This is a genomic window from Williamsia herbipolensis, assembly GCF_000964005.1.
GTDB classification, from domain to species: Bacteria; Actinomycetota; Actinomycetes; order Mycobacteriales; family Mycobacteriaceae; genus Williamsia_A; species Williamsia_A herbipolensis.
Genome location: NZ_JXYP01000036.1, coordinates 130093 through 144877 on the forward strand (window position 1 = coordinate 130093; position 14785 = coordinate 144877).

The 14785-nt window shown below is 68.0% G+C and carries 17 protein-coding genes and 1 pseudogene; 5 read left to right on the forward strand and 13 right to left on the reverse strand.

All coding sequences use genetic code 11. The features are described 5' to 3' along the window. Positions 1 to 2 precede the first annotated feature (2 nt). The 3 genes from TU34_RS19015 to TU34_RS24385 all read right to left on the reverse strand — a co-directional run bounded on the left by TU34_RS19015 (position 3) and on the right by TU34_RS24385 (position 1346). Positions 3 to 803 carry a M15 family metallopeptidase gene (locus tag TU34_RS19015; protein ID WP_045824459.1) on the reverse strand — a complete coding sequence of 267 codons (801 nt, stop codon included), beginning with the start codon at positions 801 to 803 and terminating at the stop codon, positions 3 to 5. Between the two features lie 111 nt (positions 804 to 914). Continuing rightward, positions 915 to 1058: a hypothetical protein gene (locus TU34_RS24380; RefSeq protein ID WP_238981380.1), complete on the reverse strand. Its 144-nt coding sequence runs from the start codon at positions 1056 to 1058 to the stop codon at positions 915 to 917. 135 nt (positions 1059 to 1193) lie between these two features. Further along, positions 1194 to 1346: a hypothetical protein gene (locus TU34_RS24385; RefSeq protein WP_238981381.1), complete on the reverse strand. Its 153-nt coding sequence runs from the start codon at positions 1344 to 1346 to the stop codon at positions 1194 to 1196. Positions 1347 to 1462: 116 nt separating this feature from the next. Here TU34_RS24385 and TU34_RS19025 point away from each other — a divergent pair, with 116 nt between their 5' ends. Continuing rightward, the gene (locus tag TU34_RS19025) at positions 1463 to 1816 is read left to right on the forward strand and encodes a VOC family protein (protein ID WP_045824460.1); all 354 of its coding nucleotides are present in this window, start codon (positions 1463 to 1465) and stop codon (positions 1814 to 1816) included. Between the two features lie 3 nt (positions 1817 to 1819). Here TU34_RS19025 and TU34_RS19030 read toward each other — a convergent pair whose 3' ends face one another. Continuing rightward, positions 1820 to 2467, reverse strand: a complete 648-nt coding sequence (locus tag TU34_RS19030; protein WP_238981382.1) for a TetR/AcrR family transcriptional regulator — start codon at positions 2465 to 2467, stop codon at positions 1820 to 1822. A 145-nt stretch (positions 2468 to 2612) separates the two neighbouring features. Between TU34_RS19030 and TU34_RS19035 the strand changes: the two genes are divergently transcribed. Beyond that, the gene (locus tag TU34_RS19035; RefSeq protein WP_238981383.1) at positions 2613 to 4133 is read left to right on the forward strand and encodes an MFS transporter; all 1521 of its coding nucleotides are present in this window, start codon (positions 2613 to 2615) and stop codon (positions 4131 to 4133) included. Positions 4134 to 4231: 98 nt separating this feature from the next. Here the strand turns inward: TU34_RS19035 and budC are convergent, their stop codons facing one another. Together budC and TU34_RS19045 are read right to left on the reverse strand one after the other, a co-directional pair. Beyond that, positions 4232 to 5011, reverse strand: coding sequence for a meso-2,3-butanediol dehydrogenase (gene budC / locus TU34_RS19040; RefSeq protein ID WP_045824462.1), 780 nt, complete (start codon positions 5009 to 5011; stop codon positions 4232 to 4234). Then, the gene (locus TU34_RS19045) at positions 5008 to 5727 is read right to left on the reverse strand and encodes an SDR family oxidoreductase (protein ID WP_045824463.1); all 720 of its coding nucleotides are present in this window, start codon (positions 5725 to 5727) and stop codon (positions 5008 to 5010) included. Before TU34_RS19045 ends, budC begins: the two co-directional genes overlap by 4 nt. Before the next feature lie 99 nt (positions 5728 to 5826). On the opposite strand from TU34_RS19045, the gene TU34_RS19050 reads away from it, so the two are divergent. After that, positions 5827 to 6183, forward strand: coding sequence for a winged helix-turn-helix transcriptional regulator (locus TU34_RS19050; protein ID WP_045824464.1), 357 nt, complete (start codon positions 5827 to 5829; stop codon positions 6181 to 6183). A gap of 12 nt (positions 6184 to 6195) precedes the next feature. Here the strand turns inward: TU34_RS19050 and clpB are convergent, their stop codons facing one another. The 3 genes and pseudogenes from clpB to TU34_RS24395 all read right to left on the reverse strand — a co-directional run. Then, positions 6196 to 8760 (reverse strand): ATP-dependent chaperone ClpB, encoded by a 2565-nt coding sequence (gene clpB, locus TU34_RS19055; RefSeq protein ID WP_045824465.1) that lies wholly within the window; start codon positions 8758 to 8760, stop codon positions 6196 to 6198. Between the two features lie 175 nt (positions 8761 to 8935). Beyond that, positions 8936 to 9541, reverse strand: coding sequence for a TerD family protein (locus tag TU34_RS24390; RefSeq protein WP_338063014.1), 606 nt, complete (start codon positions 9539 to 9541; stop codon positions 8936 to 8938). A gap of 145 nt (positions 9542 to 9686) precedes the next feature. Beyond that, a pseudogene (locus TU34_RS24395) lies at positions 9687 to 10088 on the reverse strand (TerD family protein); the annotation flags it as partial. A gap of 197 nt (positions 10089 to 10285) precedes the next feature. Here TU34_RS24395 and TU34_RS19070 point away from each other — a divergent pair. Continuing rightward, a complete protein-coding gene (locus tag TU34_RS19070) occupies positions 10286 to 10879 on the forward strand; it encodes a hypothetical protein (RefSeq protein ID WP_150116607.1) in 594 nt (197 codons plus the stop codon). Between the two features lie 17 nt (positions 10880 to 10896). On the opposite strand, the gene TU34_RS19075 is transcribed toward TU34_RS19070, so the two are convergent. The 4 genes from TU34_RS19075 to TU34_RS19090 all read right to left on the reverse strand — a co-directional run bounded on the left by TU34_RS19075 (position 10897) and on the right by TU34_RS19090 (position 13961). Beyond that, positions 10897 to 12363, reverse strand: a complete 1467-nt coding sequence (locus tag TU34_RS19075; RefSeq protein WP_045824469.1) for an MFS transporter — start codon at positions 12361 to 12363, stop codon at positions 10897 to 10899. A gap of 66 nt (positions 12364 to 12429) precedes the next feature. Continuing rightward, the gene (locus TU34_RS19080) at positions 12430 to 13050 is read right to left on the reverse strand and encodes a DinB family protein (protein ID WP_238981384.1); all 621 of its coding nucleotides are present in this window, start codon (positions 13048 to 13050) and stop codon (positions 12430 to 12432) included. A gap of 45 nt (positions 13051 to 13095) precedes the next feature. Beyond that, the gene (locus TU34_RS19085; protein ID WP_045824470.1) at positions 13096 to 13545 is read right to left on the reverse strand and encodes a MarR family winged helix-turn-helix transcriptional regulator; all 450 of its coding nucleotides are present in this window, start codon (positions 13543 to 13545) and stop codon (positions 13096 to 13098) included. Continuing rightward, on the reverse strand, positions 13542 to 13961 hold the full coding sequence (locus tag TU34_RS19090; protein WP_045824471.1) for an SRPBCC family protein: 420 nt from the start codon (positions 13959 to 13961) through the stop codon (positions 13542 to 13544). Before TU34_RS19090 ends, TU34_RS19085 begins: the two co-directional genes overlap by 4 nt. 100 nt (positions 13962 to 14061) lie before the next feature. Here TU34_RS19090 and TU34_RS19095 point away from each other — a divergent pair, with 100 nt between their 5' ends. Then, positions 14062 to 14775: a DUF1345 domain-containing protein gene (locus TU34_RS19095; protein WP_045824472.1), complete on the forward strand. Its 714-nt coding sequence runs from the start codon at positions 14062 to 14064 to the stop codon at positions 14773 to 14775. The last annotated feature ends 10 nt before the right edge of the window (positions 14776 to 14785 follow it).

Consider the following 14785-nt stretch of genomic DNA (forward strand, 5'->3'; position numbering starts at 1 on the left):
GGCTACCTCCGCAGCGACGACCGTGCGACGGGGAAATCGAAGTAGATGTTCGGGAACCGTTCGGGCTTGTAGGTGAAGTGCCACCACTCGTAGGGATACGGGGCGAATCCCTGCTGCACCAACCCGTTGAGGAGCAGGACGCGGTTGCGCAGCTGTTGACCCTGGACGCGGGAGTCGAGCGGCCACGCGAGGGTGTTGAAGCAGTCGAAGCCGGTGCCCATGTCGATCGAGTTGTCTCCGAATCGTTTCGCCTGCGGCGCGGTGCAGTCGACGAGCCGTTGTCCGCGGACGTAGGGCGGGGTCGGACGGGCCGGCAGGCGGACGAGGGTGAGGTCCATGGTGCTGCCGCGACTGTGGCCGGACTGCTCGGCGATGTAGCCGTCGCGGAACAGGTTCGACTTGTCGACGCCGGTGTAGAACTCCGCCTTCATCCGTTGATCGTCGAGCCGCTTCGCCCACGCGACGAAGTCGTTCACCGCGCGCTGCGGGCGGTAGCAGTCGTAGACCTTCAGCGAGTAGCCCTGCAGGAGGAACTGCAGCTGCGCACGGTGCAGTCCCTCGGCCGCCTCGCGGGTGAGGATGCACATCGGCGCGCGGTAGCCGTCGACCGGATCGCCGGTGAAGTTGTGCGGTGTGAAGTACCGGATCTCCTGCAGGATCGTCGGATCGACGTCGCTCAGGGCGACGAAGTCGCTCGGGGCCCGTGTGGTCGAGGGTGTCGCGGGTGCGGCCGACGCGGTCGGCACAGCCGGCGAGAGCGCGACGAGAACGGCGGCGCCGAGGCCGAGGAGTCTGGATCTCATACCTCCGATTACCTCACGAACGAGGTGATGGGCGCCGACTTCGGCCGAAAACTGCCCCGAGACCGGTGCCCGAGGGGAATGGTCCCTCGGACCGTCGACCGGGGGCAGGTGTCAGTCGACAGCCGGCAGCACGTCGGTGATCGGGGTGTTCTGGCCGGCGGCGAGCCACCACATGCCGTCACGGCGGACGAGCACGTACATCGCCATCTCCGAGAAGGCGCCGTTGATGGCACGCCTGCGGATCTGCGCGATCACGACGTCGTCGGTGGGTGCCGAGGCCTGCGCGAGTTCGAAGGCCGAGGCCGGAGACGCCGGCGTCCCGGTCAGCTGGGTGCGATGGATGGCGTTGAGGCTCGCGAAACCCTGCAGAACCCGGCCTTTCGGCGAGCCTCAGAGGACGTCGCCGGCGAACACACCGTCGTAGGTGTCGGCGTCCCCGGTGTCGTGACCGCGCTGGAGGTGGTCGATGAGGTCTTCGATCGCGTCGCGGTGTTCGCCACTGTCGAGCGTCGGGCGCAGGGTTCGGTTCTTGTCGATGTCCATGGTCGAGACGGTAGGACCTCAACCGCGCTTCGGGTCAAGACTGCCGTCGACCGATGAGTTCCGGTAGCCCGGCGAGTCGATACATGGGTACCCGTTCCCCAGCGAAAGGCAGACCCATGTCCATCGAGCATCTGCTCGCCGTGGTGCCCGTGGCCGACCTCGCGACCGCGAACAGCTGGTACGAGAAGCTCTTCGGCCGACGCGCCGACAACAACCCCATGCCGAGCCTGGTCGAGTGGCAGGTCGTCGACCACGCGTGGGTGCAGGTGTTCGTCGACGTTGACCGCGCCGGATCGGGCCTGCTCAACCTTGCGGTCGACGACATCAACACTCAGATCGCCGAACTCGCCGATCGAGGAATCGACGCCGGCGAGATCCAGACCGTGACGAAAGGCGTTCAGCTGTCGAACATCAAAGACCCGGACGGCAACGCGATCACCCTGATCGGCCGGTTTCGTGTGGCGTACTGAGACTCAGATGTCCTTGACCGCAACGCGGAACGCGTCGTAGGTCGACTGCAGCGCCTCGGCACGCGCGGCCTGGCTGCCCACCTGCGAACCCGCACCGCACAACTTGTCCATGGCCAGGTGCATCAGCGACAACCACACGGTCGCGATGACGCGGACCTGCATGTCGTCGGTGCTCGCGCCGGTGCGCTCGGCGATCTTCTCGCTCAGGCGGCGGAATTTGATCTCACCCATCTCGGCGCTGCGGCCACTCACCGACGGCGACGACTGCGCGATGCGGTTCATCACCTCGAAGCGGTTGAGGTCGAGGCTGGAGATGTCTGGACACCCACCGCACATCACCGACAGGTGCGCGTCGAGCAGGGCCTGGAATTCGTTGCCGGTGCGCGGCTGGGCGTCCATCGCGGCCGCGACCGCGGCGACCATGTCGTCGATGGGGGCGAGGATGACGTCCTCTTTGGTCGCGAAATAGCGGTTGAACGTGCGCGGTGAGATGTCGGCGGCGTCGGCGATCTGCTCGACCGTGGTCGCGTCGAACCCCTGCGAATCGCACAGTTCCAGCGCGACATCGATCAACCGAGCCCGCGTCTGTACCTTCTTGCGCTCGCGCAGACCGGCTCTGGCCTGCGGATTCTCGGTATTCACCACTGTCACGAGCCCCATCGTACCCGTCCGCTCGCGACAAACGCCGCAAACCGTCAAATGTCACTTGCTGCCTTCTGACACTTGACGCCACGTGTCTGACACTGCCACTATTACCGAGCGCCGCCCGGCACACCCTCTCCAGATTCGAGGAATCGTGGCAATCACCAGTCGCCCAGAAGTCGACAACACAGAACTCGACCGCACCGACCTCGTCGACACGACGCAGGCCGGCACGTCGACCAGCAACCGCAAGTGGTGGGCTCTCGGCATCATCGCCCTGGCCCAGCTGATGGTCGTGCTCGACGCGACGATCATCACCATCGCCCTCCCCTTCGCGCAGACCGATCTCGAGATCTCCGACGCCAACCGCCAGTGGGCGCTGACCGCCTACACACTGCTGTTCGGCGGGCTGCTGCTGCTCGGTGGCCGGATGGCCGACTACCTCGGGCGTCGCAGGATGTTCCTGATCGGCCTCGTCGGCTTCGCGTTGTCCTCTGCCGCAGCAGGTCTCGCGTGGAACGGTGCCTCATTCTTCGCCGGCCGTGCCCTGCAGGGTGTCTTCGCCGCGATGCTCGCACCGGCCGCCCTGTCGCTGATCACCGTCACGTTCACCGAACAGAAGGAACGAGCACGGGCGCTGGCGGTGTACGCCGGGGTATCCGGTGGTGGTGCCGCGATCGGCCTCATCGCCGGCGGCGCGCTGACCGAATTCTTCTCGTGGCGTTGGACGTTGCTCGTCAACACCCCGATCGCGCTGGTTGCCGCCATCGGCGGACTGATCCTCGTGATCAAGGACAAGCCCAGTGCTCGCACGGGTGGGTACGACCTGCCGGGCGCGATCACCGTCACCGCCGCACTGGTCAGCCTGGTCTACGGCTTCACCAAGGCCGCCGAATCCGGTTGGGGCGCAGCATCAACGGTGTCGCTGCTCGTCGCCGGTGTCGCGCTCCTCGCGGTGTTCATCGCCATCGAGACGCGGGTGTCGAACCCGCTGCTGCCGTTGCGTATCCCGGGTGAGATCAACCGCGGTGGCGCCTTCCTCATCTCGTTCATCGTGCCCATCCCCATGTTCGCGATGTTCCTGTTCCTGAGCTACTACTTCCAGAACACCCTCGGCGAGACCCCGTTGCGCACCGGCGTTCTCTTCCTGCCGTTCCCGATCTTCATCGTGATCGGCGCGGGCGTGGCGAGCTCACTCCTGCCGAGATTCGGTCCGCGTGCACTGCTGGTGGGTGGATCGGGCCTGGCCACGGCGGGCCTGCTGTACCTGGCCCAGCTCGACACCGACTCGACGTGGCTCGTGAACGTGCTCCCCGCGATGATCCTCATCGCAGCGGGCATGGGCCTGGTGTTCGTCTCGATGCAGACCGTCGCACTGCACCGTGTCGACGCCGACGACTCCGGTGTGGCCAGCGCCCTGGTCAACACCACCCAGCAGATCGGTGGGTCGATCGGGTTGGCGCTGCTCAGCACGATCGTCGCGCAGGTGTTCGCCGACCGCCCGAGCCTGAACACCCCGGACGGCCAGAAGGCGGCCAACATCTACAGCTACGACGTCGCCTTCTACTCCGGCGCCGGCTTCATGGCCGCCGCGTTGGTGGCCGCGCTGGTGTTCATCCGGATGCGCAAGCAGGATCTCGCCGACGAGTCGCCGGATCCGTTGCTCGTCGGCTGACGTTCGGTCGCCTTCATTGCTGAGAACTGCCCCGAGAGCAGCGTCCGAGGGAACATTCCCCTCGAACGTCTGCCTCGGGGCAGTTTTCCGCAGCTGGGCTATTCGACGTGCGGCTGACCGGTCGAGGCGCTGGTGCCGCCGTCGACGGTGAGCATGGTGCCGGTGATGTAGCGGGCGTCGTCGGAGGCCAGGAACAGCACCGCGGGCGCGACGTCGTCGGGCTCGCCGGGGCGACCCAGCGCGATGCGGTTCACGAACGGCGCCAACGCCTTCTCGTCGCGGCCCATGCCCTCGGTCATCTCGGTGAGGGTGAAAGCCGGACCGACCGCGTTGATCCGCACGCCGCGGCCGCCGTAGTCCAGGGCCAGGGATTCCACGAACCCGTTGACCGCGTGTTTGGTCGCGTTGTAGGCCGCCTGACCCCAGTCGCCGGCGATCCCGGACACCGACGACACCGCCACGAGGTTGCCGCCGGTCTTGACCAATTCGGGGAGCGTTGCCTGCGCGACGTGCACGAAACCGTCGATGTTGACCCCGCGCATCAACGCCCAGCTGTCGTCGGACATCTCGGTGACGTCGCCACCGCCGTCGTGGACGCCGGCGTTGCTCACCACGATGTCGATGCGGCCGAACCTGTCGAGGGTCGCCGCGACGAGCGCGTCGACGTCGGCCCGCTGCGCCATGTCGGCGGTGACGACGAGGGCGCGGTCATCGCCGGCGTCACCGACGGCCTCGTCGAGGGGTTCGCGTCGGCGGCCGGTGGCCACGACCTTCGCGCCGTTGGACAGGAACGCGCGAGCGATGGAGCGCCCGATACCGGTTCCGGCGCCGGTGACGACGACGACCTTGTCGGCGACTGCGTAGGTGTTGGTGGTCATGCGCTGCGTACGCCTCCCTCGACGTGGATGGTCTCGCCGCTGACGAATCCGGCGGTCAACAACCATGTTGCCGCATCGACGATGTCGGTCGTCGCGCCGACGCGGCCGGCGGGGATGCTGCCCGCGACGCCGTCGAAGAGTTCAGCGCGGTCGGAGTCGGGCATACCGTCCCATGTGCCGGAGTCGATGATGCCCGGCGAGACGGCGTTGACCCGGATGGGCGCCAGCTCCTTCGCCAGGTGGCTCGCGGCGAACGACACCGCGCCGTTGGTGATGCCCATGATCGCCTTGCCGGGCGACGGCTTCCACGCCGCGACCCCGCAGAACAGGACGATCGAGCCCGACGCGGCCATCGCCGGCGCGAAATGCTTGGCCAGCAACAGCGGACCGATCACCTTCGCCTCGAAGGCGGTGACCGTGCGGTCGTGGTCGAGGTCGGCGACGGCCACGTTGTGGTGCGCCGCGGCCAGCGACACGATGTGGTCGACCGCGCCGAGGTCGGCGGCCGCCGAGGCGATGGTCGCCTCGTCGGTGACGTCGATCGCGATGCCGCGGGCGTTGTCGAGGCCTGCCGCCGCCTTCGCCGCGGCGTCACCGTCTCGGGCACCGATGACCACGTGTGCCCCGAGTTCGGCTGCGCGCGTGGCGATCGCGAGTCCGAGATTCCTCGCTCCGCCGACCACCAGGATGGTCGCTCCGGTCAGATTGTCGCTCATGGGTGTCCCCTGTCGATGTCGTCGTAGACTTGCACCGGAGACGGTATGGATTTGATACCGGTATCTACAACGAAACCGACCCCCACCAGGAGGGACGCCATGTCGAAGGCCTACACCGTGATGGCGCCGACCTGTCCGAGCCGCGTGGTGCTGCACCGCATCGGGGCGCGGTGGACGGTCTTCGTGGTCACCGCGCTGGCGCAGGGCCCTATGCGTTTCAGCGAGCTCAAGGCCCACATCCAGGGCATCACCCCAAAGGTCCTCACCGAGACCCTGCGGGCGCTGCACCACGACGGGCTCCTCGAGCGCACCGACTTCGGCGGTCAACCGCCGCACGTCGAGTACGCACTCACCGATCTGGGCCGGTCACTGCTCGAGCCGTTGGCCGCCGTCCGGGAGTGGGCAGAGACCCACGTCCCGGACGTGCAGGCGGCCAACGCCCGACACAGCAGCTAGCCCAGGCTCGAGCTAACCCAAGATCAAACTCTCGCCGTCGGCGGAGACGTTCACCGGCACGACGTCGCCGTCGTGGATGTCCCCGGCCAGAAGTCCTCGGGCGAGCGAGTCGCCGATCGACTTCTGCACCAGCCGGCGCAGGGGCCGAGCACCGTAGAGCGGATCGAATCCTCGTGCGGCGAGCCACTTCTTGGCGTTGTCGGACACCTCGAGGTCGAGGCGTCGCTGCGCCAGCCTGGTCTTGAGCTGACCGATCTGGATGTCGACGATCGACGTCAGCTCGTCGGGATCGAGCCCGTCGAAGATCAGCACGTCGTCGAGCCGGTTGATGAACTCCGGTTTGAACGCCGAGCGCACCGCCGCCATCACCTGCTCCTCGCTGCCACCGGCACCGAGATTCGAGGTCAGGATCAGGATCGTGTTGCGGAAGTCCACCGTTCGCCCCTGGCCGTCGGTGAGGCGACCCTCGTCGAGCACCTGCAGCAGGATGTCGAACACGTCGGGGTGGGCCTTCTCGATCTCGTCGAACAGCACCACCGTGTAGGGACGGCGGCGCACCGCCTCGGTGAGCTGGCCACCCGACTCGTAGCCCACGTAGCCCGGAGGGGCACCGACGAGCCGTGCGACGCTGTGCTTCTCACCGTACTCGCTCATGTCGATACGCACCATCGCGTGTTCGTCGTCGAACATGAACTCCGCCAACGCCTTCGCGAGCTCGGTCTTGCCGACGCCCGTAGGTCCGAGGAACATGAACGAACCCATCGGACGGTTCGGGTCGGCCACACCGGCGCGTGACCGCCGCACCGCGTCGGACACGGCCTCGACGGCCTTGCGCTGACCGACGACGCGCGCACCGATCTCGTCCTCCATCCGCAGGAGCTTGGCGACCTCACCCTCGAGCATGCGGCCGGCGGGGATGCCGGTCCACGCCGAGACGACCTCGGCGACGTCGTCGGGGCCCACCTCCTCCTTGAGCATCACCGATTCGCCTACCGAGGCGCTCTTCTCGGCAGCGACCGCGAGTTCCTTCTCCAGTGCGGGGATCTGGCCGTAGCGCAGTTCGGCGGCACGGCCGAGATCACCGTCGCGTTCGGCGCGTTCGGACTCACCGCGCAGCGCCTCGAGCTTCTCCTTCAGATCACGGACACCGTCGATGGCCTGCTTCTCACCCTGCCACCGCGCCGAGAGTTCGTTGAGCTTCTCGCGCTGATCGGCCAGTTCGCGACGCAGCTTCTCGAGGCGCTGCTTCGACGCGTCGTCGGTCTCGTTCGACAGTGCGACCTCCTCGACCTCGAGACGACGCACGATGCGTTCGACCTCGTCGATCTCGACCGGACGCGAGTCGATCTCCATGCGCAGACGCGATGCGGCCTCGTCGACGAGGTCGATCGCCTTGTCGGGCAGGAACCGTGACGTGATGTAGCGGTCGCTGAGCGACGCCGCGGCCACCAGGGCCGAGTCGGTGATGCGGACACCGTGGTGCACCTCGTAGCGCTCCTTGAGCCCGCGCAGGATCCCGACGGCGTCCTCGACCGAGGGCTCACCGACGTAGACCTGCTGGAACCGGCGCTCGAGGGCGGCATCCTTCTCGATGTACCTGCGGTACTCCTCCAGCGTCGTCGCACCGACCAGTCGCAGCTCACCGCGGGCGAGCATGGGCTTGATCATGTTGCCCGCGTCCATCGCCGAGTCGCCGGTCGCGCCGGCACCCACGATGGTGTGCAACTCGTCGATGAAGGTGATGACCTGTCCGGCAGAGCCTTTGATCTCCTCCAGGACGGCCTTCAGTCGTTCCTCGAACTCGCCGCGGTACTTCGCGCCGGCGACCATCGACGACATGTCGAGGCTGACGACGGTCTTGTCGCGGAGGCTCTCCGGCACGTCGCCGGCGATGATGCGCTGGGCGAGGCCCTCGACGATGGCGGTCTTGCCGACGCCGGGCTCGCCGATGAGCACCGGGTTGTTCTTGGTACGACGGCTGAGCACCTGCACCACGCGGCGGATCTCGGTGTCGCGGCCGATGACCGGATCGAGCTTGCCCGCGCGGGCCTGCGCGGTGAGATCGGTGGAGTACTTCTCCAGCGCCTGGTAGGTCGACTCGGGGTCGGGTGAGGTGACGCGGGCACTGCCGCGCACGGCGACGAACGCGTCACGCAGGGCCTGCGGGGTGGCGCCGACATCGGCGAGGAGCTTCGCGACGTCACCGTCGCCGGTCGCGAGACCGACCACGAGATGCTCGGTCGAGACGTACTCGTCGCTCAGCTCACCGGCGAGCTGTTGCGCAGCGGTGATCGCCGCGATCGTCTCGCGGGTGAGTTGCGGCGCGGAGCTGCTGCCCGACGCCGTCGGCATCCGCGACACGAGGTTCGCGGCCTGGGCCTTCACCGACGCGGGATCCACACCGACCGCGCGCAGCAGCGGCGCGGCGATACCGTCGGGCTGGTCGAGGAGTTCGACCAGCACATGTGCCGGGCGGACGTCGGGGTTGCCGGCGGCGGTGGCCGCCTGCACCGCGGCCGACAGCGCGGCCTGGGTCTTCGTGGTGGGGTTGAACCCGCCGGAGTTGGGGTTGGTCATGGGCTCACCTTTCTTGAGTGAGGTACGTGCAAGTTCAGTGGTCTGTCGGGCTCTCGCAGCCCGTCACAGACCTCAACGCCTTCTCACTTGAGTCTGTTCCGCTCAAGTATGCGGATCTGCACCCGTTCGCGCAACAACGGCCCGCCGCACCTCGCTCAGCCCGCCGCGAATCGGCTCACTTCGATCCGCGTGCCCACGTCATGCCCCACCCGTAGGCCTCGTCGAGCTTGCGCTGGCCACCGTTGATGTAGCGGACCTCGCGGGTGATGCTCAATTCGCCGTCGCGGACCTCGAGCATCGCGATGGCGCAGGTCATGGCGGTGTTGTCGGCACTGTCGAGACGGACCTCCACCTCAGTGCCTCCCGGTGGGAACAGCGTCACCACGCCGTCGGCGGCCGACCAGTTCGGCGTGCCCTCGTAGATGAACGCGAAGACCAGGATCCGACGGAACTCGGCGAGGTGGGACAGGTCGATGAGGAGGTTCTCGCCGCCGGACACGGTGCCACTGCGGTCATCGCCGTCGAGCAGGATCCACGGCGATCCGTTCAGGCTGCCGAAGGAGTTGCCGAGCGCCTGCACGACGCTTCTGCTGCCGTCGGCGAGTTCGTAGAGGCAACCGAGATCGAGATCGACGCCGGTCTGTTTGCGGAACAGTCCGCCCTTCGCGGCGCCGCGACTCCAGTTCAGGTTGATGCGCATGGTGCCGCTCGGTTTGTCGCGCACCTTGGCCAGCGAGATGGTCGGTGCCGACTTCGTCAGCGTGATCTTGCCCAGGTTCACCGGCGGCGTCGCGGGAGGCGGGCTTGCGGGAGGCGGGGCCACCGGTGGCGCGGAGGCGGCGGGCGCGTCTGACGCTCACCCCGTGCTCGGTGACCAGGGCCGTGAAGCCGGCGTCCCAGCCGGCCGAGACATTGCGGACCTTCCACGCGTCGCCGCGGCGGTAGATCTCGGTGAGGACGGCCGCGCGTTCGGTGGTCAGGCCCTCGGCGGGCAGGTCGAGGGCTCCGATCGTGACCGACAGTCCGCGCACGTCGGCCAGCGTCCCGGGCGCCGAGTCGTCGAGAACCACGGCCAATCGCAGTGTGTGCACGTCGGTCGGCACAGCCGTGAGATCCACCTCGACGGCGTCGGTTCCCGCGAGTCGTACTGCACCGCCCGGCGCCACCGGGTTGTTGAAGAACACGAAGTCGTCGTCGGAGCGGACCCGGCCGGCCTCGGTCACCTGGAACACCATGAGGTCGCACGTCCCCGCCGACGGTCCCGACACCGTCGCCGTGAACCGGCGTTCGTCGAGTGGGGCATTGGCACCGCGGCTCAGCGTCGTCATGCCACGACCGTAGCCGCATCGGTCAGTTGTCCGAGGCGGCAGACGGTTTCGTCGCCGATGGCGACCCGGAACCGGTTCCGGCCGAATCGGGCGTGGGTGCGCACGGGTCTGCGTCCGGTTCGTGCGTCACGGTAACGACTGGCGAGGTCGCAGCGACACTGGTGGTACAGCACCGTTCCGCACACCCCGGAGGCATCGTGAACATTCGCGCCATCGCACCCGTCGTCGTAGGCCTCGCGGTCGCCGCTCTCGCCGGATGCGGATCATCCGACGACAGTGCCGCCACCGCGACATCGGCGGTCACCGTGACCCGCACGGTCACGCCGTCGGCCCCGTCCACCACCGTGCCGACGCCGGTGGTCACCGAGACGGTGACCAGCACCGGCGATGCACCCACCGACGACTCCGACGACAACGCGGCCCAGCCGGTGCGCTCGGCGCCGACGGCCACGAGTTCCTTCGTGGGTCACTACCAGGCACACGACGCAGACATGGACATCACGCGGGACGGGACCGGGTGGATGGACCTCGGCGATGGCGCGGCGAACTACGAACGCTGGCGGACGGCGTGGTCACCATCGGGATCCTCCATCACCGTCCGACTGGTCCGCCGCGACGAGCTACGAGGTGTCGGCATGAGCGGAACCGTGGGCCAGGGCACCACCTTCAGCGCGACGTTCACCTCCGGCTCCCAGGGGATCACCATCCTGCACATGACGAAGGGAGGCCAGAAGTACGTGGACTGGTGCGATGTCAATCGCTTCGGCGGCGCCTACGAGTGTGGAGCGTGATCACGAGCCACCTCCCCTCAGGCCGCCACCGACTCCGTGGTCTGTTCCGAGCGCGCGGTCACGGCATCGACCACGGCGATGAGCAACCCGACGCCGACGAGAGCGGCGGCCACCGACAGGCCGAGCTGGAAGGCCGGCGCGAAATCGCCGCGCGAGTCGGCGATCTGGGCGAAGAACACCGCTCCGACGAGAGCGATACCGGCGGCGGATCCGATGCGCTGACCGGTCTGCAACACGCCGCCGGCGATGCCCGCGCGCTTCACCGGCACGTCGTCGAGGGTGAGGGTGACGTTCGGCGAGATCACGAAACCCGAACCGACGCCCGCGATCAGCAGCGGGACGGCCGCCGCCCACCCGACACCGGACCCGGGGACGATGACCGACGCGACGACCGCGCCGATCATCCCGACCAACACCATCGCCAGCCCGACGGCGACGAGGCTGCGACCGAATCGACCGACGATCGATCCTCCGACGCGCGCCGACACCGCCGACCCGATGGCGAACGGCGTCACCGCGAGGCCGGCCTGCAGGGCCGAATAGCCCAGGCCCTGTTGCACATACAGCGTGTAGACGAAGAAGATCGTGGTGAACCCGGCGAAGTAGACGGTGCCGATGACGCAGCCGAGTGTGTAGGAGCGCATCGAGAACAGCGAGAGATCGACGAGCTGCTGGTGCCCGCGTGCACCCTGACGCCGCTCCCACAGCACGAACGCCGCCAACAGCAGTGCGGCCGGGATGAACAACAACCACTTGGCCGACCCCGGCCACTGCTGCTCCTGCACCAGCGGCAGCATCACCGCGAGCACACCGAGGCCGAGGAGCACGACGCCGACCGGATCGAACGACGACGCGCGTAGTGGCTGCAATGTCCCTGCGTCACGCGAGGGCAACAGCTTGACCGCGGCGACGAGTGCGACAGCGCCGATGGGCACGTTCACCATGAACACGTAGCGCCATCCGTGCTCGACACCACCGAGTTCGATGAGCACCCCGCCCAGCAGCGGACCGACGGCGGTCGAGATGCCGATGGTCGCGGCGAACAGGCCGAAGGCCTTGGCGCGCTCGGCGCCGCGGAAGAGCTGCTGGATCAGACCCGACACCTGCGGGCTGAGGATGCCGCCGGCGAGGCCCTGCACGAGGCGGGCGATCACCAGGGTGAGCGGCCCGGTCGCCAACCCGCACGCCGCCGAGGCGACCACGAAAAGGATCAGTCCGACGATGAAGGTGGTCTTGCGGCCACGCGCGTCGCCGATGCGACCGGCCGGCACCAGGAACAGGCCGAACGCGAGCGCGTACCCCGACACCACCCACGACAGGTCGGCCGAGGACGCACCTATCCCCTTCTCGATCGACGGGAGCGCCACGTTGACGATCGACACGTCGAGCAGGGTCATGAAGCCGACCGCGAGGCAGACCGTCAGGGCGGTCCACCGACGCGGATCCGGTTCGTGGTCCTCGGCGGGTGCGGGTCGGGAGGTCATGGTGTCGTGCAACACCGATGTCCGTTCTGGTCTTCCCGACCACTATTGCACGGCTCGAACGGCGGGTCACATGGTGGTGCGGCCGTCGATGCTCTCGCGGATGATCTCGGCGTGGCCGGTGTGCTGGGCGGTCTCCGACACCAGGTGGATCAGCACCCGGCGGATGCTCCACGACGCCCCCGGGGTGTTCCACGGCGCCTCGGGCAGCGGGGTCGACCGGGACAGATCGCCGGCCGAGGCGATGACGTCCTCGGTGCGTGCCGCGACGGCGGCGTACTCCGACAGGACGGATTCGCGCGAGTCGCCGGGCAGCATCTGGAATTCATTCTGACGATCGATCGCCCACTGCGGGTACGTGTGCGCCGTGCCCGAAATCAGGTCGTCCCAGGTCACGCCGTCGGGAAGCACGAGTTCCATGCCGGAGGTGCCCTCGACCACGAACCGCATCCACGCGGCCTCGGTCGATGCGACGTGCTTGAGCAGCCCACCGAGGCACAGCGCGCTCGCGGTGGGGGCCAGGCCGAGTTGCTCGTCGCTGAGGCCCTCGACGGTCCCGATGAGGAAGGCCCGTGCCTGCGCCAGCTCGGCGAGCAGTTCGCCGCGCTCGTCGATGGTCGTGGCGGTGGTGTCGATGGTCATGGCGGCTCCCTGCGTCTCGGTGATGATCATGGTCTCGGTGGTGGTCATGCACAGAGCTTCACAGCAATTGCGGACAGCCACGGTCCTCGACTTTCAGGGATGCCGATCGGCTTTCACGGGTGCCAGACGGGTCAACATCGTGACCGCATCTCGGCTCCCGACGGGCGCGAAGAAGTCGTGATCGATCGCCTCGACCACGGCGACGGCCTCTCGTGCCAGTCGCTCGCCGGAGGCCGTGGGTCGCACCGATCGCGCCCGCGCGTCGATCGGGTCCGGTCGACGCTCGACGAGGCTCCGGGACTCGAGTGCGCGCAGCACCTGCGACGTCATCATCGCGTCGGTGCCGGCGTGATCGGCGATGCGACGCTGGGTGGGCGGCACCGGCTCGTTCTCGGCGAGCCACCACGTACTCGCCAACAGCACGAACTGCACATGGGTGAGGCCGAGGGGTCGCAGCGCGGCGGTGATCGCGCGCTGCCAGGCGAGCGTGACCCGCCACAGCAGCAGTCCGGGACTCTCCGCGGGCGGGAGGCTCTTTTTCACCGGCCCTCGACGACACGTGCGAGTCCGTCGATCACGGCCCCGAAATCCGACGACACCCCGGCTCCGACAGCGGCACAGGTGTCGTCGTCGGCGCCGGTGACCTCACACCGGTAGGTGATCCGCGTCCGGTCGCCATCGGTCTCGGCGGTGTGTCGAACCCGGACCGCGACACCGGCGTCGGGGATCTCGGTCAGGTCCTCGTACCCGCGACCGGGCTCGACCCAGGCGATCTCGAACGGCAGCGACGAGCCGTCGCCGAACACCATCTCCGCCCGCGCCCCGGGCGCGAACGCGTCGGTCATCTCGATGCGCGCGACGTCGTCGTTCCACTCCGACCAGGTACCGACATCGGCCCACCGTGCGTACAGCGCATCCGGTGACGCCGTGCTCTCACCGGTGATCTCGACACTCCACATGACCGCTCCTTCGTTCGGCAGTTTAGTATGCGCGCATACTATAACAGACTTCGCCGACACCGCATTCCCGTCGCAGGCCTCAGGGCGCACAATCGCCGACATGACCGATCGCGACACCGGGGACCGTCACCTGAGCCGGCGCATAGAGGCCGAGGCACTGCCCGCCTGGCGTCGCATCACCGAGGGCGAGCCGCGGTGGGCGGCCGCGGTGGCCATCGTCGCCGTCATCGCCCTGCAACTCGCACTGCCGCAACGACTGAACCTGTCGTCGCGGTACCTGCTGCCGGGAATCGAGCTGGTGCTTCTGGCGATGCTGGTGATCGCGAACCCACTGCGGATCGACCGGGCGTCGCGGCCCCTGCGATCGGCGAGCCTCACACTGATCGCCGTCGCCAGCCTGGCCAACGCCTACGCAGCGGTGCGGCTGGTCACCGACATCATCTCCGGTGACCACAAGGTGTCGGCCGCGGCGCTGCTCGCCACCGGCGGCGCGGTGTATCTGACCAACATCATCATCTTCGGGCTCTGGTACTGGGATCTCGACCGCGGCGGTCCGGCCACCCGCGCCGCAGGCACCAGGCAGTACCCCGATTTCCTGTTCCCCCAGATGACGACACCCGACGTCTCCGACCCCGACTGGGAGCCCCGTTTCGCCGACTACCTCTATGTGTCGTTCACGAACGCGACCGCGTTCAGCCCCACCGACACGATGCCCCTCAGCCGCTGGGCGAAGCTGGCGATGATGATCCAGTCGGTGATCGCGCTCGCCACCGTGGCGATGGTGCTCGCCCGCGCGATCAACATCCTGAACTGACCGGGCTCAC